Here is a 21,718-nt window from a genome sequence, read left to right on the forward strand (position 1 = left end):
GTCAAACCTTCAAATGGATATGAAAGCACACTACATCGATGGTGCCATGCACCTAGGATGCTCAGAAGAACACTTCACTACGTACAATCCCGCCAATGGTGAACCGCTTGCGAATGTGAAGCAGGCAAACCAGCAAGATATGCAAGCGGCAATTGAATCTGCCAAGCGCGGTTTTGCGATTTGGTCTGCCATGACGGCGACAGAACGCAGTCGCATTTTGCTTAAAGCGGTGGCGCTACTTCGTGAAAGAAACGATGAACTGGCTGCGCTAGAAGTTGTGGATACAGGCAAACCGATCCAAGAAGCGAATTGCGTAGACATTGTAACGGGCGCAGATGTGATCGAATACTACGCAGGTCTTGCGCCTAGCATGCATGGCGAACAGCAACCGCTGAATGAATCACAGTTTTTCTACACTCGCCGCGAACCTCTGGGTATTTGTGCGGGCATTGGTGCGTGGAACTACCCAATTCAAATCGCGATGTGGAAGTCTGCTCCTGCACTTGCTGCGGGTAATGCGATGATCTTTAAACCATCAGAAGAAACTCCGTTGACCGCACTCAAACTAGCAGAAATCTACAGTGAAGCGGGATTGCCAGATGGCGTGTTCAACGTCATTCAGGGTGATTACCGAGTAGGGCAGATGCTCACCGCACATCCAGACATCGCCAAAGTCTCTTTCACGGGGGAATCGGGTACGGGCAAAGTGGTGATGGGTGACAGCGCCAATACGCTAAAGCAAGTGACCATGGAGCTTGGCGGTAAATCTCCAATGATCATTTTTGATGATGTCAAGCTAGACGACGCGGTTTCTGCTGCGATGGTTGCAAACTTCTACACCCAAGGTGAGGTCTGTACGCACGGTACTCGCGTGTTCGTTCATGAAGGTATTTATGATGAGTTTGTCGCTCAACTTAAGAAACGTACCGAACTGCTGGTGGTTGGCGATCCGCTTGATGAGCTAACTCAAATTGGCGCGCTAATTTCCAAAGAACACGAATCAAAAGTTCTTTCCGCAATTGAGCAAGCGAAAGCAAGCAAAGCAACGTTGCTGACTGGTGGCTACAAAGTCACAGAGAACGGCTTGGCGAGTGGTAATTTTGTTGTGCCAACGGTTTTCATTGATTGCGAAGACGACATGCCGCATGTGCAGCAAGAGATTTTTGGTCCCGTAATGTCAGTGCTTAAGTTCAGTGACGAAGACGAAGTGATTGCACGTGCTAACAACACAGATTACGGGCTTGCGGCTGGCGTGTTTACGCAAAACCTCTCTCGTGCACACCGCGTCATTCATCAAATTCAAGCAGGCATTTGTTGGATTAATACGTGGGGCGATTCCCCAGCTGAAATGCCTGTTGGCGGTTACAAACTGTCTGGCATTGGACGTGAAAACGGCGTTGAGACCCTTAAGCATTACACCCAAACCAAGAGCGTGCTAGTGCATTTGGGTGATTTCGACAGCCCTTACGTCTAATCAGTCAGGAGGACTTGTAATGCAACAACACTACGATTACATCATCGTCGGTGCTGGCTCGGCAGGCTGTGTTTTGGCGGATCGCCTGAGTGAAAGCGGTCAGCACCAAGTATTACTGTTGGAAGCGGGTGGCTCAGACAAGAGCATCTTCATCCAAATGCCAACGGCGCTGTCTTACCCGATGAATACTGAAAAGTACGCATGGCAGTTCGAAACTGTAACGGAAGAGGGACTAGACGGACGCCAACTGCATTGTCCACGTGGCAAAGTGTTAGGCGGCAGTTCTTCGATCAACGGCATGGTTTATGTTCGTGGTCATGCTTGTGACTTTGACGAATGGGAAGCAGAAGGCGCGAAAGGCTGGAACTACCAAGCGTGTTTGCCGTACTTCCGTAAAGCGGAAACGTGGACAGGCGGCGCAGACCAATACCGTGGCGACAGTGGTCCTGTTGGGACGTGTAACGGCAACGACATGAAGTTGAACCCACTTTACCAAGCGTTTATCGATGCGGGCAAAGATGCGGGCTACCCAGAAACACAAGATTACAACGGTTATCAGCAGGAGGGCTTCGGTCCGATGCACATGACGGTAGATAAAGGTGTGCGCGCTTCTACCTCTAACGCTTACTTAAGCCGTGCAAAAAAACGTAGTAACTTTACCTTGATGAAAGGCGTAACGGCTCATCGTATTTTGCTTGAAGGCAAGAAAGCGGTCGGCATTGAGTTCGAGCAATCCCGCAAGGTCAAACAGTGCTTTGCCAACAAAGAGGTTGTGTCGAGCGCAGGTTCCATCGGCTCGGTACAACTGCTGCAACTTTCGGGTATTGGTCCTAAGACTGTGCTTGAAAAAGCGGGTATTGAAGTGAAACACGCTCTAGAAGGCGTGGGTAAGAACTTGCAAGACCACCTTGAAGTTTACTTCCAGTATCACTGTAAACAGCCGATTACTCTCAACAGCAAGTTAGGTTTGATCAGCAAAGGTTTGATTGGTACGGAGTGGATTCTGACGCGCAAAGGTCTGGGCGCAACCAACCACTTTGAATCGTGTGCGTTCATCCGCTCTCGTGAAGGATTGAAATCGCCAAACATTCAATATCACTTCCTACCAGCAGCAATGCGTTATGACGGACGCGCGGCATTTGATGGTCACGGCTTCCAAGTGCATGTTGGTCCAAACAAGCCTGAGAGTCGCGGCAGTGTCGAAGTGGTTTCTGCTAACCCAAATGACAAGCCAAAAATCGAGTTCAACTACATCTCGACGGAACAAGATAAGCAGGATTGGCGAGACTGTATCCGTCTAACGCGTGAAATCCTCAATCAACCTGCAATGGATGCGTTCCGTGGTGAAGAGATCCAGCCCGGTCTTAACATCACCAGCGATGAAGCGATTGATGAATGGGTCAAGCAAAATGTGGAAAGTGCTTACCACCCATCGTGTAGCTGCAAAATGGGCGCAGACGATGACCCAATGGCAGTTCTAAATGAAGCCTGCCAAGTGCGCGGCATTGAAGGCTTACGCGTGGTGGATTCATCCATCTTCCCAACCATTCCGAATGGCAACTTAAACGCACCAACTATCATGGTTGCAGAGCGTGCCGCGGACATGATCTTGGGGAACGTACTCGAACAATCGAATAACACACCAGTTTGGATTGCTCCGAACTGGCAAGAGACGCAAAGAATGCGTCCGCCGAAAAGAGACTTAAGCTCAATCTCATAAAGTCAGTAATCATTACAAGGAATTTAAACATGTCTACGATGACAAAAATCTTTTCATCTATCGCGCTGAGTGCAGTAGCGACAGGTGCTTACGCTAACCAATGTGAAACCGTTCGATTTGCCGATGTAGGCTGGACGGACATTACAGCGACCACTGCTGTTACCTCTGAACTGTTAAAAGGCTTGGGCTACAAAACCAAGACCGATCTTCTGTCTGTACCAGTGACGTACTCTTCAATGGCAAACGGCGACATTGACGTATTCCTAGGTAACTGGATGCCAACCATGGAAGGCGATATCGCCAAGTACCGTGAAGCTGGCACAGTGGAAACCGTTCGCGCAAACCTTGAAGGCGCAAAATACACACTAGCTGTGCCAAAGTACGTGTATGACGCTGGCGTGAAAAGCTTTGCTGACTTGGCAAAAAATGCTGACAAATTTAAAGACCGCATCTACGGGATTGAGCCGGGCAACGATGGCAACCGTTTGATCCAAGATATGATCGACAGCGATGCATTCGGCTTGAAAGACTTCAGCCTAGTGGAATCAAGCGAAGCGGGCATGGTGTCTCAAGTGTCTCGTGCAGTGCGTCGTAACCAATGGATCGTTTACCTAGGTTGGGCACCACACCCAATGAACAGCAATGTTGAGATGGAATACCTATCTGGTGGTGACGACTTCTTTGGTCCTAACTACGGCGGTGCGAATGTTTACACTAACGTACGCCAAGACTACCTATCTGAGTGTCAAAACGTGGGGCAACTGCTTAAGAATCTAGAGTTCAGCTTAGAGATGGAAAACCAGTTGATGGAAGCGATTCTGAACCAAAAACAGAAGCCAGCGAAAGCAGCACAAGAGTGGTTGAATGCTAACCCACAACAATTTGAAGCGTGGCTAGAAGGCGTGAAGACGTTAGATGGCAAAGACGCAAAACAAGCGATTACTTCTTATCTAAAAACAAACGCTTAATCATTCCTCTCTTTAGGAAAAGGTGGGCAGCGATGCCCACCTATTAACACAAAGGTTTTATTGTGAATTTTATTACGGACAACAAACTTCCGTTGGGCGAATGGATGGAAACGGGCGTGGATTGGTTAACCATGAACGCGTCGGGTTTCTTTGATGCTATCTCTATTTTTCTCGAAACCATCATTCTATTCGTGGTGGATATATTCAAATGGATGCCTCCGGCAGCACCTATTATCATGACCGCAGCGATTGCGTGGTTCCTACACCGCAGCATTCCTCTAGTCGTGTTTATCGTATTGGCGCTGCTGACTATCCTTAACCTCGGCTACTGGCAAGAAATGCTGGAAACCTTTGTTCTCGTCTTCGCTGCGACAACGATTTCCGTATTAATTGGCGTACCGCTTGGCATCATGGCGGCGCATCGCCCGTGGTTGTATACCTTATTACGCCCGATACTCGATTTAATGCAGACCGTACCAACGTTTGTGTATCTGATCCCAACATTGGTTCTGTTTGGTTTAGGCATCGTTCCGGGGCTGATTTCTACCATTATCTTTGCCATCGCCGCGCCGATTCGTCTGACTTACCTTGGCATCACCAAAGTGCCAGAAGAGTTAATTGAAGCGGGTAAAGCCTTTGGTGCTAGCCGCATGAAATTGCTATTCAAAGTCGAACTCCCAGCAGCATTGCCAAGTATTATGGCGGGCGTTACGCAGTGCATTATGTTGTCACTTTCTATGGTGGTGATTGCTGCGCTAGTCGGTGCCGATGGCTTGGGTAAACCAGTCGTACGAGCTCTGAATACCGTGAACATTTCTCAAGGCTTTGAAGCGGGTTTAGCGATTGTTTTGGTCGCGATTATTCTCGACCGTTTGTGCAAAGCGCCAAACCAGAAGGAGGCATAACATGGATGCAATTACGATTGAAAACCTCGACGTTGTGTTTGGTCAGCAGCAAGAGCAAGCATTGGCGCTATTAGACCAAGGTAAGTCTCGCCAAGAGATCATTGATGAGACCGGACAAGTGGTTGGTGTTGATAAAGTCTCAATGAGCGTCAAACAAGGTGAGATCTGTGTATTGATGGGGCTTTCCGGTTCGGGTAAATCCAGCCTCCTTCGTGCCGTTAATGGTTTGAATGAGATCTCTCGTGGTTCACTCAAAATCAAAGATGGCGACGATATGGTAGAGCTTGCCAACTGTGACGAACAAACTCTACGTAACCTGCGTACTCATCGCGTGTCGATGGTGTTCCAAAAGTTTGCGCTTATGCCGTGGTTAACGGTATTGGATAACGTGGCGTTTGGTCTTGAGATGCAGGGCATTGGCAAAGCGGAACGTCGTAAAAAAGCGCGTGAACAACTTGAAATGGTTGGGCTGAGCGAGTGGGAGAGTAAGTTCCCGCATGAGCTTTCTGGCGGCATGCAGCAACGCGTTGGCTTGGCTCGCGCCTTTGCTATGGATACCGACATCTTACTAATGGATGAACCGTTCTCTGCGCTCGATCCTCTGATTCGCGCTCAGCTTCAAGATGAATTGATTCAACTGCAAGAGAAGCTCAACAAAACGATTTTGTTTGTGAGCCACGACCTAGACGAAGCGCTGAAAATCGGCAACAACATCGCCATTATGGAATCGGGCAAACTGATTCAACACGGCAAGCCTGAGCAAATCATCCTTGCGCCAGAAAACGAATATGTAGCAGATTTTGTGGCTCACACGAATCCGCTCAATGTTTTGAAAGGTCGTTCGCTGATGCAAGCCTGCACCGAGCTTAAGCAGCAGAATGACCGCGTGTTGGTGTGTGCAGATAAACAGATTTGGGTCGAGCAAGAGCCGAAAGGCTTAACGCTAGTGGATTCCGATAAGTCATTGGTGAATTGGGAAAGCGATTCAACCACACTCGACGACATCGGTGAAAGCACGGTCGTTCAAGCTAACCCAGACATCAGTATGCGTGAGGCGATTGAACTGAAGCAACGCAGCAATCAACCTATCTTGCTAGTAGAAGAGAACAAGTTAGTGGGCGTACTGAGTGATAACGAGTTGTATGACGCACTGCTTGGCAACTTTAAATCCAAGCAAGTAGCTTAGTTGGCTTTTAACTCAAAACGTTTGTAGATTCCCCTCTGCAAGATAAAAAAGAGTCGTACTCTTAGACTAAGAAGTACGGCTCTTTCAATTTGAACAATGATTTAGATAGCTAGGCTCTAGGCTAGGAACCATGGAGCTAGGAGAAGATGCTCACTAAAGAGTAGTAATCACGTCATCCATGTGTAGACGCGCCTTAGGTAGACCGTGGTTGTAGTCTTCGCCGTCTTTGTGATAGCCGATTGCTAGTGCAACTTCACATACGTGACCATCTAGTTCTGCTTTGAACTCTTCGCCGATCAGTGTTGGGTCTACACCTTCCATTGGAGTCGAGTCGATACCTAGACGCGCTAGCGTGTGCATTAGGTTACCAAGAGCGATGTAAACTTGCGCTTTCGTCCAGCCACCGTTGTAGCCGTTCTCATCTGTGTTTGCCTCAGCAAATGCGTAAGCACCCATGAAAGTGTCGTACATCTCGGCTGGTAGGTGGCCAGAAGTTACTTCAGCATCAACACGCTTCGCAAATTTCTCTTTAGTGAATTTTGGATCGTGCGCTAGCAGAATAGTGTGGGATGCTGCTTTCGCGTGCGGTTGGTTGAACTGGTGCATGTTTGCAAACGTGTCGTGGAAACGCTGTTTCGCTTCGTCGCTCTCAATTACGATGAATTTCCAAGGCTGAGAGTTGATAGAAGACGCAGATAGGCGAATCGCTTCTTTGATGATTGCCATATCTTCTTGAGAGATGCGTTTCTCTTCGTCGTATTTTTTCGCTGTGTAACGGTTGTTTAGGTCTGTAATGATTTGATGAGACACGTTTATATCCTCTTAATACTATTAGACAAATGAGGATGCGCTTAGCATCGGTAACCATGCGTACCTCGAAAGTGAGTCCATCATATCGACTTTTCTCGAAATGATAATACGCGTTTCATTTAAATCACTTTCTATTTTTTATTGAAAATCAAAAGGTGCCTAGAGCAAAATTAAAAAGAAAGGGAGCCATTTTGCTCCCTTTCATTTTGTTGCTCACGTTTACTCTTTATCGCCTTGATTGTTCTTCACAGCCTTGGCGATATCGGAAACCGCTTCGACAAGATTGATTGGCATCGGGAAGATGATGGTTGATGTCTTGTCTGTGGTGATTTCAGTGAGCGTTTGCATGTATCGAAGTTGCAACGCATTTGGCGCTTCATTGAGCATTTCTGCCGCTTCTTTCAATTTGCTAGACGCTTCTAACTCACCGGTTGCGTGGATGATCTTCGCTCGGCGGTTACGTTCTGCTTCGGCTTGGCGGGCAAGGGCGCGCACCATGCTGTCGTTAAGATCGACATGTTTCACTTCAACCGTTGCTATCTTGATTCCCCAATCGTCAGTTTGCTGATCAAGAATGGCTTGGAGGTCTTTATTGAGACGTTCACGTTCTGAAAGCAATTCATCCAGTTCGTGTTGGCCAAGCACTGAACGCAGTGTTGTTTGTGCTAGCTGGCTAGTGGCGTCGCTATAGCTTTCAATATTGTTGATTGCCATTTGTGGGTCGACCACTCGGAAGTAAACTACGGCGTTGACTCTGACCGATACGTTGTCACGGGTGATTAAATCTTGAGTTGGAACATCCAAAACAATGGTACGTAAGTCGACGCGAACCATTTGTTGAATGAAGGGGATCAAGATGATCAAACCCGGTCCTTTCACTTCTTGGAAGCGACCCAGAAAGAACACCACGCCGCGCTCGTACTCACGCAGCACCTTGAACATTTGCGTTGCCAGTGCAAACAATAAAACGATGATAACGGCAACAGTGTAAAGCATCATAAGCGCCTCCTATTCCTTAGGGCGGTCACTGGGTTTCACGGTTAGGGTCAACCCTTTAATTTTCACCACAGTCACGTGGTCACCTTGTTTCAGTTTCTGTTCTGCTTTGGCTTGCCATAGCGCTCCGTCTAATTGCACTCGACCGGTACCATCAACAAAATCATCGCTCACAACGGCGAGTTTACCCGGGAAGTTTTCGAGCCCTGTAGTGGCTTGTTTACTGCGAATTTTAAGAAGCAAGCCAACCGTAATGACGATGAGGCCCACAGAGAAAATCGCGATACCGAAAATCAGTGGCAGGGCAATTTGGAAGCCGGGTATATCGCTGTCCATTAGGAAGATTGAGCCAAGCACAAATGCAACGACACCGCCTAAACCGAGTATGCCAAAGCTCGGGTTAAAGGCTTCAGCAATCATCAGAGCAATACCAAGCAGCAGTAATCCCAAACCAACGTAATTCACAGGCATCATTTGCAGTGCGTACATGGCTAGCAACAGGCAAATCCCGCCGAGCACGCCGGGCAAGCCGATACCTGGGTTGTAGAACTCCAGAAGCAAGCCATAAATACCAATCAGCATGAGGATGTAAGCTACGTTGGGATTGGTAATTACCGCCAACATTTGTGCACGCCAGTCTGGAACGCGCTCCACCCAAGTTGGGTTATCTAACGCTAGCTTAAACGGTTTGCCGTTGAGTTTGACTTCGATGCCATTAATCGTTGAAACCAAGTCTTCCGGTGAGTTGGCTATGAAGTCGATGACGTTGAGTTCTAACGCTTCGGTTGCGTCTAAACTGGCCGCCATACTGACTGCTTTTTCTGCCCATTCGGCGTTTCTATCATGTAATCGCGCCAAGCCTTTGATGTAGGCTCTGGCATCATTAATGACTTTCTTTTCCATTGCGGTTTTGGCAGGCACTTCGTCTGAGGCTTTTTCTGTGGATTCCGGTTGCGAATCTGTTGAGTCTTTACCTTCGTCTGAAGACGGCTGTTGTGGTGCTCCCCCCAACGCAACAGGAGTCGCGGCTCCTAAGTTAGTGGCTTCTGCCATCGCAGCGACGTGGCTGGCGAGCAGAATGTATGTTCCAGCACTAGCAGCGCGAGAGCCTGAAGGACCGACCCAAGTCGCGATAGGGACAGTGGATGTGGTGATAGCGTGAATGATGTCCCTCATTGAGCTATCAAGCCCGCCGGGGGTATCCATCTTTAGAATGACAAGCTCAACGCCGTTTTGTTGAGCTTCTTCAATTTCTCGTGACAGATAATCACTCAGAGCGGGTCCAATTGCCCCTTTGACAGGCAATACCCAAACAGTGCTTGCTAGCGCTTGGCTTGCAAACAAGAGTAGGGGAAGAAGCCACAATCGTATCTGTTTCATACAGCCCTCCTTGTGTAACCACTGGGACTTATTGAAAACACTATTTAAAGTATAGATACGAGTAGACAAGAGAATGGTTTTATCCGTCGCCTCCGAATGTATAAGCAAATTTACAAAAGTGAGGCTTAGCACTGATACACACTTTCTCACGTAATCTGGGGTTTCATGCGTTGTGGTTCGTAAGAAAACCAGTAAACTGCGAGGAATCAACGACACTCAGACAAAAAGGTAAGTGGGAAGTTATGATGTTAATTGCGATTCGATTGGTGAAGCTTGCCGTTATCTGTTCGGTGTTCTTTACCATCTACGATTTGATTGCATTCGGTGAGGTGACTTGGATTAACCGTTTCTTCAACCTGTAATCCGAAAGATAAAGGGGCTAAAGCGCCCCTTTTTGCCTGTCTAGTTTGCCAGTTCTGGTTCTGGAAGGTGACTGTTTACCACTGACATGTGTTGACAGCGATCTTGAGCGAGGAAGAGGAACTTGTCATAACCACTTTGCTCTAGTTCCTCACGAGAAACCAATTGTTTAACGATGTTATCGCATCGTTTGATCAACACTTCGACTTCCAACAAAGACTTGTCGCTTGGAAAGGCTCGCGTCAGTACTTTAATGATGTTGATGCACACCGTGCGTAGCAATGGACAACGGGTCTGTAGCTCAATCAAAGCATCAATCAAGGCTTGATAGTCCTGTTCTGCCGCTCGGATTTTTCTGTATTGCTCTTGCATCCAAGTTTGGCGTTCTGCATTGTCTGTTTCTAGGGCGCGACCAAGGGTAATCTTACTCGAAAGAATCGTGTCACTTGAGTCGGTTTGTAGATTCTCAAAACACCAAGTAATGGCGTTGGAAAACTCTGATTCAAAGTTCATCTCATGTAGCAACCACGCTAGGTGAAATTGCGCATAAAAGTGAGCGAAGGGCTTACGTCGATACAAATCACTGAGCACTTTAAACGCTGAGACGTACTGGTTTTCTTCAATGGCAATGTTCGCGGCGAACAGGTCGAGCTCGTCTTGAATTGCCCTGTTTTCTGGCCCGCTCGTGATCGACTTAAATAAGTTTTTGGCTTGAACAAGAAGATCCTCTCGGCCTTCAAGTTTACGCACACGATAGAGCAAGATTCGAATCATGTTGAGCTTGGCAAAGGTATTGTTACGGTAAGTGTCTTTGTTGATCTCCATGTATACATGGTAGTGCTTTAACGCAGAACGATAGTCATGTTCCGCCAAGCATAGATTGACGATCACCAGTTCACGCTCCGAATTGCCTTCAACCCAGCTGTTTGCCAATTCCAAATGCCCAATTGCACTTGGTACTTCTCGGTTAAGCATGCTGAAGTTAGCCGCGCACTCGCGTATCTCTACGTTGTTTGGTGACTCTTCTAACAAGGCGCGTACTAAGCGTTGTGCTTCGTCGTGTTCACCCAGTGTGATTAGCGTGTTTGCTAAGCCGATTTTTGCCCAGTTAACGTCTTTACGTTCAATGACTTGCTCGTAAACGACTTTGGCTTCTTGATGCAGCTTCAAACGCGTTAAGAAGTCGGCCCGAAACTTTTCGATAATGAAAAAATACTCAGAATGAAATGGTGTCAGCTCATCGCATGCTTCTAATCCTGTATGCGCATCGTTGTTGATCTCTGCTTGATAGATGGCCTGTAAGAGGCTCTTACGCTTTGAGATACGTTCTCGCAACGTGATGGAGTTGAAAGGTTTGAGCAGGTACTCGTCCGGCTTCAGCTCGATGATGGCACGTACGATGGTCGCAGAGTTCTCACCCGTTACAAGAATAAATACGGTGTCATGGTTGAGTAATTTGAGGTGCGTAAGCTCTTCAAACAGCTGTTTGCCGTTCATGCCTCGACCGAAGTTGTAGTCACAAATGATCAGGTCAATGCGCTCTTGCTGAGCAATAGAAACTGCCCCCTTTGCTAAGCGAGCTGTGAATATGCGTTTATCAGAAAAGCCAAGCTTGGTCAGCATGTTACGCAGTGTCAGCGCCACGATAGGCGCATCATCGACAATTAACACATTGTACTGTGAGAAAGATTTGGTGTTCATTTAAAAAGGACTCAGAAAATGAGCGTTGCGGCTGATAGCAAACAGCCGCAACGTTCGAATTAGATCAACGTTTCCAATTGTTCAAAGGGGATAGGGCGGCAGCGAACAAATCCTTGGTAAAGTTCCACGCCAAGTTCGCGCAAATACGCCAATGTTTCATGATCTTCTACACCTTCTGCCACCGATTTAAGTCCTAGTGACTTTGCTAGGTGTAGGCTAGAAATAGTGAGCTGTTGGCTCTTGAAGTTGGTTAATGCATCTTTGATAAATTGGCGGTCAATCTTTAATTCTGTATAAGGCAGCGTTGCTAACTGGCTCAGGGACGAGTAACCGGTCCCAAAGTCGTCAATGGCTAAGCCAACGCCTCTTAAACGTAAGTTGGCGAGGTTGGCTAGCGACGTGACGCTGCAGTCGTACACTTCGTCTTCGGTCAGTTCAAGCGTGATGCGTTCAGGTGCTATTTGGTATTGTTCGCACAACGCAAATAGTCGCTCACTCATAGGTTGCTTCAGCGTTTTTTGGTTCATGTTGACTGATAAGTTGATGTCTACTTTCAGTGTGGACATGTCTTGAAGGGCGTTCTCTAGCACAATCCAGAACAGTTTATCCAACTCATTACGAACCTGAATCTCAGTAATAAACTGCGTAGGTGCAATAATGCCGTGCTTGGGGTGACGGCAACGTACTAATGCTTCGACTCCAATCAGTTGGTTATCCGACGTTGAGTATTGTGGTTGGTAGTAATTGATAAACCTGCCCTCATTGAAGGCAGTGTCAATTTCGTCGTCATTCATTAACACAGGCAAGCTCACGAATTGCTCTTGCGATAAGTATTGTTTGAACTCACCGAAGATCTGAGTGAGTTGCTGATTAGAAATGGGTTTAGTTAATGCGCGAACAAACCCGTAGCCCGCAGACAAGCACATGTTGTAGGTAATTTCGAGCACGTCTTGGGTCATCGCACTCAAAATCACCACGCCTTTTGGACGTGAGCTTTCGGCAAGGGTTGAAAGTAGGTTCACCCCATTGATATCTGGTAAATCAATATCGCAGAATATCACATCGATTGGTTGGGCCTCGCAAACGGTCGCGACTTCTGACCCTCGATGGACGACGGTAATCGTGCCTTTAAATAGACGATTGAGCAAAATCTTAAGATTGGTTGCTTGTAATCGATCATCTTCTACAATCAAAACGTTCATTTAATTGCTCCCATTCATATTCAGCCAATGCTGTGTCGTGCTGACGATGGTTTCTAATTCGTTGATAAGTGCAGTGCGAGCCTGAATTTCTTGTTCGCTGCCCACCAAAGATTCACATTGCATTGCCGCATGCCCAAGTTGGGTTAAGTTGAGGGCGGCCGCTGATCCTTTGATTCGGTGTGCCACTGACTTAAGGCTTTCCTCTCCAGAGTGAATCAGTGCGATGTCATTGCTTAGTGCTTCACAAATCACTTGTGCCATCTCGAGTCTCTCTTCATAGCTATAGGCTTCAAGCCAATCCTCTTGGGACTCTGCGTTAATGACTCTTGATAAGTATTGCTCACACAAGGCTTGCAGTTCGCTCAGGGTGTATGGCTTAAACAACACGGTTTCAATGCCGCTTTGTTCTGCTTTTTCAATCACGTTTCGTGAATTCTCTGCCGTACAAGTCACGACAGTAATGGACGCAAGAACCTTATTTGCCTTGAGAGCTTGAGTCAGTTGGTAACCGTCCATATCCGGCATGTGACAGTCGGTAATCACCAAATTAAAGGGTGCCAGTACGTTGTCGCTTTGTGCTTGTTCTAGCGCTTCAATCGCTTCTAAGCCACTTGCAACAAGCTGGCAATTGACTCCCAGCTTTTCAAATTGACGCTTGAACAATAGTCGGTTGATCGCATCATCATCGACGACTAACACGCGTCCGTCCCACTGGTATTCTACTGTCTGTGCTGAGTGGGTTTGCGTTATCACTTCACCGTTTAGCTTCTGCAAAATTAAATCGGGATACACGTTGGAGTAATGTTGTTCCAGCTCGAGCACGTGATGCTTGCTTTCAAACTCATCCAGAGTGACTTGCCATGTGTTTAACCATCGCTGAACTTGTTTGTCTTCGGTATAGACCGGAACTAGCGCCGTCATATCAAGTGGTTGACTGATCATTGGCAAGCGTACGGTGATGGTTGTGCCTGTTCTGTTTGGCTGTCAACCTCAATGGTGCCTTCCATTATGTCGACCAAGCTTTTGACGATAGACATGCCAAGGCCTGTGCCTCCGAAACGGCGACTGGTGCTTTTGTCCCCCTGAACAAAAGGCTGGAACAGAGTGGCTAACTGGGCATTGTTCATCCCGCATCCCGTGTCTTGTACTTTGAATTCAAGTTGGCTTGGGCAGACATGCACACTCACGAGAACCTTACCTTCCTCAGTGAACTTCACCGCATTACTCAATAGGTTGTTGATGATTTGGCTGACGCGCAACCAATCCAGAACCACTAAAGCATGAGGTGTCGGAGTCCAGTTCAACTCAAACGCCAATGACTTTCGTTCGATGATTTTTTCAAAGCTTCTTAGTGTTGCCCCGAGCTCTTGATAAACATTGCCTTTGTGAACATCTAACTGAAGTTGGTTTGCATTAATTTTTGAGAAATCCAAAATGTCATTAACTTGCAACTGTAATCGTTCTGCTGATTGCATTGCGCTCTTCAACAACTCTTTGCTCTCTTTACGTTCTAAATCTTGCTCTAACAACTCCATTAATCCCATCATTGCTGCGATTGGGGTACGGAGCTCGTGGCTGACGACCGCTAGAAAGTGTTCGCGAGCCTCGATCGCTTTCATGGCTTTCAAGTTTGATGCTTTCAACGCCGTCTCTTTCTGTTTTAGTTCACTGATGTCATCAAACACCGTCATCCGGTATTGAGTCCCTTCCTCTGGATGGAGTAGGGTCTGCTGACGCACACGGTAGTGCTTGTCGCCCAAAGAGCATAAAGATGTTTCCGTACTTTCTGAATCTGAGCTCACACACTCTCGCGTAAGATCAAGCACTTGCTCTCGTTCTTGGTCTGTAATGCCTTTATCTACATTGCAGCGCGAAAGCATGTTGATGAACGGCTTATTGGCCAGAATCTGCTTATTATTTTCATCAGATATCAAGATCTTATTAGGCAGCTGATCCAGTACAGACGATAGCCACTTGTTCTGCTTTTGGCGAATCTGAGTTTCGTATTCTTTGCGTTTAATGGTACGAGTCAGGTGGCCAGTTCTAACGATGTAAATCAGCACCGCAATTAACAAAATACAGACGCCAGCCAATGCTGAAATGACGACGATCTCTTTCTCAATACCGTAATTAACCGTTACTTTTTCATGTCGTTCTTCAAGCTGTTGAAGTTCTTCTTTGGTGGTGACTTGAAGTACGGTATCCAACACTCTGTGTAGAAACTCAGAATCCTTCCTTAACTCCATACCCAATGCCACCCCCAGTTCCATGTCGTCCGGTGGCGCCACTGCTTTAAACTGCGTCCCTTGCCCTTTATAAAAATGGTGATCAATCAAATTTTGATTGACGAAGGCATGGGAGATTTTTCCATCTTCTAATGCCTTACTAAGGCTTTTAAAATCACGATAAACAGGAGAAGAGGCATACGTAGGGTTACCTAAAAAGTGCGGATAGAAATTTCCCGCACGGTCTAAAATACCGACGCTTTTTTGTGCTTGTTTGTTCAGTGACTCGATATACCCATACTGAAGAACTCCGAACGAACGTGTTGCAATAAAACGTTTATTGTCAGTAATTGCGATGTTTCGTGTTGGGAGCACATCAACAATATGCTCCTGAAGCATTAAATCAACATCTCTGCCGTTAGGATGAATGTACTCAAATTTGAGCATGCTCTTTTGTTCGAGCAGCTTCATTAAATCGTGCACATAACCTTTGACCTCTTTGGTTTTTGGGTCTGTGTAAGACAGTGGGTATACATTGTCTTTAATGGTGTAGCGAACGGTTTGTCGGCCATTTTGTTGCTCCAAAATCTCCAGCATTAACTCGTTGTGCAACACGTTGATGTTCGCTTCAATATGCATACGGCTGTGTTTGGAATCTTTAGAGTGTTTGATGTATTTGTTGATAATGCCCATCAATTGTTGAGATTCTTTCCCCGTGAAGATAGTGACAGCGCCAGGCGTGAGGGCGTTGTCATAGACCACTTTACCTGCGAGTTCACCATGAGGATTTTTAAAACCATAAGAGCTAAGCGTAGACAGGCCTACAACTGCTGCGTCAGCTGCCCCGGTATTTAACGACGTTGTCATCATGACGCTGTTGCGCACGGTATGAACATGCTCAAAGCCGAGAATTTCAATCTGGTCACAGGCACTTGAGTCCTTGACGCAAACCCACTTGAGTTCGCTGAGAGGAGTATTTTCCAAAGCAACGTCACGCAACCAAACTAAGCGTAAAGTCTGAAAAATCGGCTCAGAGAACAGAAAACGCTCCGCTCTTTTTTGGGTTGCAACAAAGCCAACGGTGAGATCGATCTCGCCGTTTTCTAAGCCATTAAATAGGGTGTCGAGGCTGGAGTAGGGAACATACTCGGCGTCAATGTGCAGATCGTGCAACATGCTTTCTGCATACTCGATGTTAATGCCTTCTTTTGATTCTAAGTTTCCCCAATAGGGGAGCCAATCACCTGCAAGAACGCCAACCTTTAAGCTCTTTTGGTTGTCGAGAAACAATCGGTCATTCTTGCTTAGGAAATCTTCCGCTAAAGCACTGAAAGAGAGAGTGATAAGCAATGCTGCGATTGAGGCAAACAGTTTCAAGGTTTTATTTTTCCAAGTAGGGCGCGAGTCAAAAAAGGGGGCGGAATCGTATAGCTTTTCACCGTTATTCGCCAATCAAGGATGTTTGTCTTTTCGACAAGTGATGTTTGATATTCAAGTGAGTGATTTAAACGAGATCGAGACCTGAATAATCAATGACTTATGAGCGGGGATTCAATATCTAAATAGGAGGTAATGGAAAAAAGCCAGAAAGCAACTAAGTTCATATTAAGAGGTCGGGTAAGGAAATCCCAACTATGAAGATAAAGCTTACTACTAAAGTGTTACATGGATGTTTATTAATGAGTTTTAGCGCTTCAACTTTAGCAGGAATACAAAATACAAAAATCAATACCAGCTTAGTTCCCACTCTCGAAGGCGATCCCAAGGTTGACTTTCAACTGGCTCGTGTTGGCTGGCATTTATTCAGGGACCCAAAACTGTCATCGAATGGCAAGATCAGTTGTGAAACCTGCCATAACCTATCCACAAATGGTGCAGAACAGACGCAAGTTTCTACTGGAGTACATGGCGTTGGCACTCGTAATTCAATCTCCGTTTTTAACGCGGCTTTAAATTATCGGTTCCTGTGGGATGGCACAGCAAATTCGTTGATGGTTCAAATCGACGGACCTGTCCAAAACCCTTTAGAAATGGATTCTAATTGGGGAGAGATAGAAAAGCATGTTCAAGCTAATTCGTTATATAAATTTCTATTTGAGCAAACGGATAAACGCATTAATGTGACCAACATTAAGCGTGCAATTGTGGAGTTTGTTAAAGGGCTCCAGACGCCAAGCTCTCCATTTGATGCGTATTTACGTGGTGATACGAACGTTATGAATGAACAGTCAATAAGAGGGTGGAAGGCCTTTCAGCAAGTGGGCTGTGTTCAGTGCCACCAAGGGCGGAATATTGGCGGGTCCATGATTCAGCAGTTTAGTTATTTTCAAACGCGAGAAAAAAATCTTGATACGGGGCGACATTTAAGAACCTCTGATGGAGAGGATAAATCCTATTTTCGTGTGGCAAGCTTGCGAAATGTGGGGCAAACCGGGCCTTATTTTCACAATGGGCAAGTTGATAAACTATCGGATGCTATTCAAATTATGTCGCAGGTCTTGCAGGGGGTAACGATGAGCGACGACAAAGTGGTAGATATCGAAGCCTTCCTGATGACGTTAAGCACCCCAAGGCCTGCAATTTTGGAGGTGTTTGAAAATGAATAAATTTCGCTTAGCTAACGCCGCCTTGTTCGTCATTATTACCGTGATGGTGGTTCTGGCGTGCATGACTCATGTTAATTCAAGAAATACTCAAGCGGTACACACATCGCTTTCTGAGATTGGTCACCATTTGATAGAGGCTCGGGATAGCGTGGTTAATCCCTACTCGATCCGAGAGCGGAGGAATTATGAAATCACGCATAGTTTAGTTGAGCTAGAGCTTGCTTCTGAACAATTGATTTCTGATTTCAAACAGTCGATTTGGTTTGATATCACGTCCACTAGGTTACGTGCGCAAAGTATCGTTGTTCAATTTGATGGCAAAGTTAGAGATGCGACTCAATCGTTAGACATGCTAATTGGTGTCCAGGTTGCCAATCAATACGAATTACTCACACTACATAACATTTACAAAGACCAATTTAGCGCCCAAACCGATGATATATGGTTGGAAGAGCATTATTTTGATTTTTTAACCAATGCAGCGTTACAAGGCGATAACCCCCAGAGCCAGAGTAGCTCATTATTTTTGAATAGACTGCGCCAAAGCGAGCGCAAGATAGAGTTGCTTACCAACAGGATTCTAGAAGGCCATTACTTTGAGTTTGTTGAGTATTCTGAGCAGCAGTTACTTGAAATCGCGCAACGTGAATCCAGACTGACGTGGCTGTTTGTTCTCCTGTCCATTATCTTATTAGTGACGGCGTTTGTGCTGCAAACTCAACATCGTGTGAATAAGCTCAAACATCTCAATGACGAGTTAATAGAAGCGACAGAGAAAGCGGAGCGCGCAGCCAAAGCGAAGTCACAATTCTTAGCGACCATGAGCCATGAGTTAAGAACACCAATGAATGGGGTATTGGGGATTTCACAAATCATTGCCAATGAAACTCAAGAAAAATCAACCAAAGAACATGTGAAAATAATCTTGGACTCCGGCCAGCACCTGATGACGATTCTCAATGACATATTGGATTTTTCTAAAGTGGAAGAGAATAGACTGGATTTAGAAGCGGCACCTTTTAATTTGTTGCAAGTGTTAACTCCCGTTTGTAGCGCGATTCAGCCGCTTGTTGAAGAGAAAAATATCCAGCTTTATGTCGAAAATGAAGTGCCTGACACTATCGAGTTTAAGGGGGATTGTGCCCGTGTCCGCCAGATCTTGTTTAATCTCGCAGGCAATGCGGTGAAGTTTACTGGCGATGGGCACGTATTGATTCGGACTGAGCTTGATGAGCAAAAGCGATGTCTTCTTATCTCAGTCAATGATACTGGTATTGGTATTCCGGGAGATAAGCAAGGTTGTATTTTTAACTCGTTTGAACAGGCTGATACTTCTACCACGCGTAAGTTTGGCGGAACCGGGCTTGGTCTTGCGATTGTCAAAAAGCTCACGGAATTGATGAGTGGAGAGATTAAACTCAAAAGTGTTGAGAGCATTGGGACTCAGTTTGTAGTGGAGCTTCCTATCCCTTGGATAGAGAAAGAATTGCCAGCAACACAAAACACCCCAGTTAAGCAACAACGGGAGAGTAAACGTCATCTTCACATTCTCCTTGCGGAAGACAACCGAGTGAACGCGATTGTGGCGAAAGGCTTTTGTGAGAAGTTAGGACACACGGTTGAGATTGCTGAGAATGGTTTGATTGCGACTAAGAAAGCACAAGAACACCAATATGACCTGATATTGATGGACAATCATATGCCAGAGATGAGCGGGGTTGAGGCGACGCGCTTTATTCGTGAAAGGCTTGGTATCAACACCGTATTGTTTGCCTATACCGCCGATGTATTTAGAGAAGCGCACGACAACTTCATTGAAGCGGGGGCAGACCATGTCCTGACTAAGCCGCTACAGCGTGAGAGTTTTTCTGATGCGCTCAAGCAGTTCTCTTCTCGTTTACCTGTCCAGAATTATGAAGCATTAGAGCAGACTGAAAACGTGATTGAGTTGCACCGTGAACCGATTGAGAAGCTGAGGCTCACGGAAGAAGAGTTAACTCAATCAGAGATGTTAGAAGTGCTGAAAGAAGATCCTGATGCATGTTTAGATTTGCTTGAAACCATTGTGAACGACTTCGAAAAGTCGGTTGATGAATTGATTGAGTATTTCATGGCTGAAGACTTAGCGCCACTTTATAGCACCTTGCACACCATCAAAGGGATGGCGTTGAACCTTGGATTAGATACGCTAGCGAATCAGGCTCTAGACATCGAAACTCAAGTGAAGAACAAACAGATACCTGATATTGAGCAACTGCAGAAACTGATTAACCGATTGCAAGTTAACGTACACCAAGGGCAACGCTTGATTGATCGATGTCGGACGCGTCAAGCGGATTCAAATCTAGTGATTTAGTCGTGCGAGAGCTGTATTTTCTACCTTGTGGGTGGGCGTAAGAGACGGACTGTGGTTTACTTAGTTCTCTTTTTGGCACCTTCTCCTTTTGGGGTGCGCAACGGCAGGGCAGGGAATTGCAATGAGTCAACACACCGCAGTGATTAAGTGGCAGCGTCAAACAGGCGAAATCTTCAGTGATAATCAATACAGCCGAGCGCACGTTTGGCAGTTCGACGGCGGGCTTTGTGTTCCTGCTTCACCATCTCCTCATGTTGTCCCGCTGCCTTTATCAGTAGCAGAGAATGTGGACCCAGAAGAAGCGTTTATTGCGGCACTTTCAAGCTGTCATATGCTGGTCTTTCTCTCTATTGCTGCTAAGCGTCGTTATGTGATTGATTCCTACGTTGATGAAGCGGTGGGCGAGCTGACTGCAGGAGAAAATGGCAAAGAGTGGGTTTCAAAAGTAACGCTTAGGCCAAACATTGTCTTTTTTGGAGACAAACAACCGACGCGTGAACAGTTAGAAAAAATGCATCACATGGCACATGAAAACTGCTTTATTGCCAACTCCGTGAAGACTGATGTCGTGACAGAGTTATTGGATTAGAAGAGTGATTCATTAAAAGCGTTCCGAAGGCAGGCACTCTTGCCTGCTATTAAACCCAAGTTAAAGCTCTAATTAACCGTTTGATAGTTTGAGTATGGGTGACTGGTCTCACGTTTCCTTTCATTTAACGTCGATATGTGGGCCAATCTTGTGCAGTGGCGCAAACTGTGCGTTGTTAAATTAATGTTAATATCGAATGGTGTGTCATTGATTAATAGCGAGCATGGATGTGCAAACGCCTTTGAATCCCTTTATTCAAGCGAATGGATTACCTCAATTTGGTCATTTAGCATCGATTCCCGAATCCCTTCAGTTGGATGCGTTTCAGTATGTTAATGAGATGGACCTGCCTGCATCGAGTTGGCGAAAGCGATTCGACTATAAGCAGTTCCAGTTCGTCTCGATCGTGACAGAGAAATACATCATTGGCGTCGCGATTGCCGATATTCGCTATTTGGCATCTGGCTTTTGCTATGTGTTCGATACGGAAACCCATGAACTTGTTGAGCAGCAGTGGCTAAAGCCGCTTAACATGGGCTATCAAACACAACCTTCTAGTTGGAACAGTCAAGCCTATCTCGCTAATGATGCCATTCAATTTAAGATTGAACATGGACTCTGGCACATACAGCTTTCAACAGACCTTATTCAAGCTGACTTGAAGTTAAAACCTGAGTCAGAAAGCTTGCCTTTGATGGTCTGCACGCCAACAGCATATTCGGGCTGGACTTATACCCAAAAACACAACGCACTCACCATACATGGTCAAATGAGTGTGAAAGGGCAGCCACAAGATCTAAGCAACGCAGTCGCCGGGTATGATTTCTCAGCTGGTTACATGCGCAGAGAGACCAGTTGGCGGTGGGCGAGTATCAATCATCGCCGTGAGGACAAAAGCATAGGGCTGAACCTTGCGGCTGGTGTGAATGAAACTGGGAATTGTGAAAACGTCATTTGGATTGATGGAGAGCGCCACTTGATGCCGCCCGTACATTTCGAGTTTTCTCGCATGCATCAAGAAGCGTCATGGCGAATTACCTCACAAGACAAGCGCATCGACTTGATCTTCAAGCCTAAAAATCAACGATCAGAGAAAAAGAACTTTTGGTTTTTGAAGAGTAACTTTCGTCAGTTTGTCGGTTACTTTTCGGGCTATTTGATTGATGACAATGGCATTAAACACGAACTCGATGAGGTGATGGGACTCACCGAAGATCATTACGCGAAATGGTAGGAACGG

At 46.2% G+C, this 21,718-nt stretch carries 14 protein-coding genes and 1 pseudogene; 9 read left to right on the forward strand and 6 right to left on the reverse strand.

What is annotated here, in order from left to right; translation table 11 throughout:
• Positions 1–13: 13 nt before the first annotated feature.
• From betB to choV, 5 genes are all read left to right on the forward strand, one after another.
• Positions 14–1,474 (forward strand): betaine-aldehyde dehydrogenase, encoded by a 1,461-nt coding sequence (betB, locus tag A8140_RS17225; protein WP_005530539.1) that lies wholly within the window; start codon positions 14–16, stop codon positions 1,472–1,474.
• Between the two features lie 19 nt (positions 1,475–1,493).
• Entirely contained in the window at positions 1,494–3,194 is a 1,701-nt protein-coding gene (gene betA / locus A8140_RS17230; protein ID WP_005530541.1) for a choline dehydrogenase, read from the forward strand.
• A 29-nt stretch (positions 3,195–3,223) separates the two neighbouring features.
• Entirely contained in the window at positions 3,224–4,162 is a 939-nt protein-coding gene (locus A8140_RS17235) for a choline ABC transporter substrate-binding protein (protein WP_005530544.1), read from the forward strand.
• A gap of 62 nt (positions 4,163–4,224) precedes the next feature.
• Positions 4,225–5,067 carry a choline ABC transporter permease subunit gene (gene choW, locus A8140_RS17240; RefSeq protein ID WP_005425967.1) on the forward strand — a complete coding sequence of 281 codons (843 nt, stop codon included), beginning with the start codon at positions 4,225–4,227 and terminating at the stop codon, positions 5,065–5,067.
• A 1-nt stretch (position 5,068) separates the two neighbouring features.
• The gene (gene choV / locus A8140_RS17245; protein WP_005530546.1) at positions 5,069–6,253 is read left to right on the forward strand and encodes a choline ABC transporter ATP-binding protein; all 1,185 of its coding nucleotides are present in this window, start codon (positions 5,069–5,071) and stop codon (positions 6,251–6,253) included.
• A gap of 153 nt (positions 6,254–6,406) precedes the next feature.
• Here the strand turns inward: choV and A8140_RS17250 are convergent, their stop codons facing one another.
• The 6 genes and pseudogenes from A8140_RS17250 to A8140_RS17275 form a co-directional block, all read right to left on the reverse strand.
• Complete coding sequence (locus A8140_RS17250) at positions 6,407–7,063, reverse strand: NAD(P)H-dependent oxidoreductase (RefSeq protein ID WP_005530548.1); 657 nt, start codon at positions 7,061–7,063, stop codon at positions 6,407–6,409.
• Between the two features lie 219 nt (positions 7,064–7,282).
• Positions 7,283–8,062 (reverse strand): slipin family protein, encoded by a 780-nt coding sequence (locus A8140_RS17255; protein ID WP_005530550.1) that lies wholly within the window; start codon positions 8,060–8,062, stop codon positions 7,283–7,285.
• Between the two features lie 9 nt (positions 8,063–8,071).
• Positions 8,072–9,439: an NfeD family protein gene (locus tag A8140_RS17260; RefSeq protein ID WP_005530551.1), complete on the reverse strand. Its 1,368-nt coding sequence runs from the start codon at positions 9,437–9,439 to the stop codon at positions 8,072–8,074.
• A gap of 402 nt (positions 9,440–9,841) precedes the next feature.
• Positions 9,842–11,500, reverse strand: a complete 1,659-nt coding sequence (locus A8140_RS17265) for a response regulator (protein WP_005530554.1) — start codon at positions 11,498–11,500, stop codon at positions 9,842–9,844.
• A gap of 59 nt (positions 11,501–11,559) precedes the next feature.
• On the reverse strand, positions 11,560–12,702 hold the full coding sequence (locus A8140_RS17270; RefSeq protein WP_005530556.1) for an EAL domain-containing response regulator: 1,143 nt from the start codon (positions 12,700–12,702) through the stop codon (positions 11,560–11,562).
• Positions 12,703–16,304, reverse strand: a pseudogene (locus A8140_RS17275) (ATP-binding protein).
• Positions 16,305–16,561: 257 nt separating this feature from the next.
• Between A8140_RS17275 and A8140_RS17280 the strand changes: the two are divergent.
• The 4 genes from A8140_RS17280 to A8140_RS17295 all read left to right on the forward strand — a co-directional run bounded on the left by A8140_RS17280 (position 16,562) and on the right by A8140_RS17295 (position 21,712).
• Positions 16,562–17,533 (forward strand): cytochrome-c peroxidase, encoded by a 972-nt coding sequence (locus tag A8140_RS17280; protein ID WP_005530562.1) that lies wholly within the window; start codon positions 16,562–16,564, stop codon positions 17,531–17,533.
• Entirely contained in the window at positions 17,526–19,889 is a 2,364-nt protein-coding gene (locus A8140_RS17285) for a hybrid sensor histidine kinase/response regulator (protein ID WP_005530565.1), read from the forward strand. Before A8140_RS17280 ends, A8140_RS17285 begins: the two co-directional genes overlap by 8 nt.
• A gap of 121 nt (positions 19,890–20,010) precedes the next feature.
• Positions 20,011–20,478, forward strand: a complete 468-nt coding sequence (locus A8140_RS17290) for an OsmC family protein (protein ID WP_005530567.1) — start codon at positions 20,011–20,013, stop codon at positions 20,476–20,478.
• Positions 20,479–20,701: 223 nt separating this feature from the next.
• Positions 20,702–21,712 (forward strand): DUF2804 domain-containing protein, encoded by a 1,011-nt coding sequence (locus tag A8140_RS17295; protein WP_005530568.1) that lies wholly within the window; start codon positions 20,702–20,704, stop codon positions 21,710–21,712.
• Positions 21,713–21,718: the final 6 nt, after the last annotated feature.

This window comes from Vibrio campbellii CAIM 519 = NBRC 15631 = ATCC 25920 (assembly GCF_002163755.1).
GTDB lineage: Bacteria > Pseudomonadota > Gammaproteobacteria > Enterobacterales > Vibrionaceae > Vibrio > Vibrio campbellii.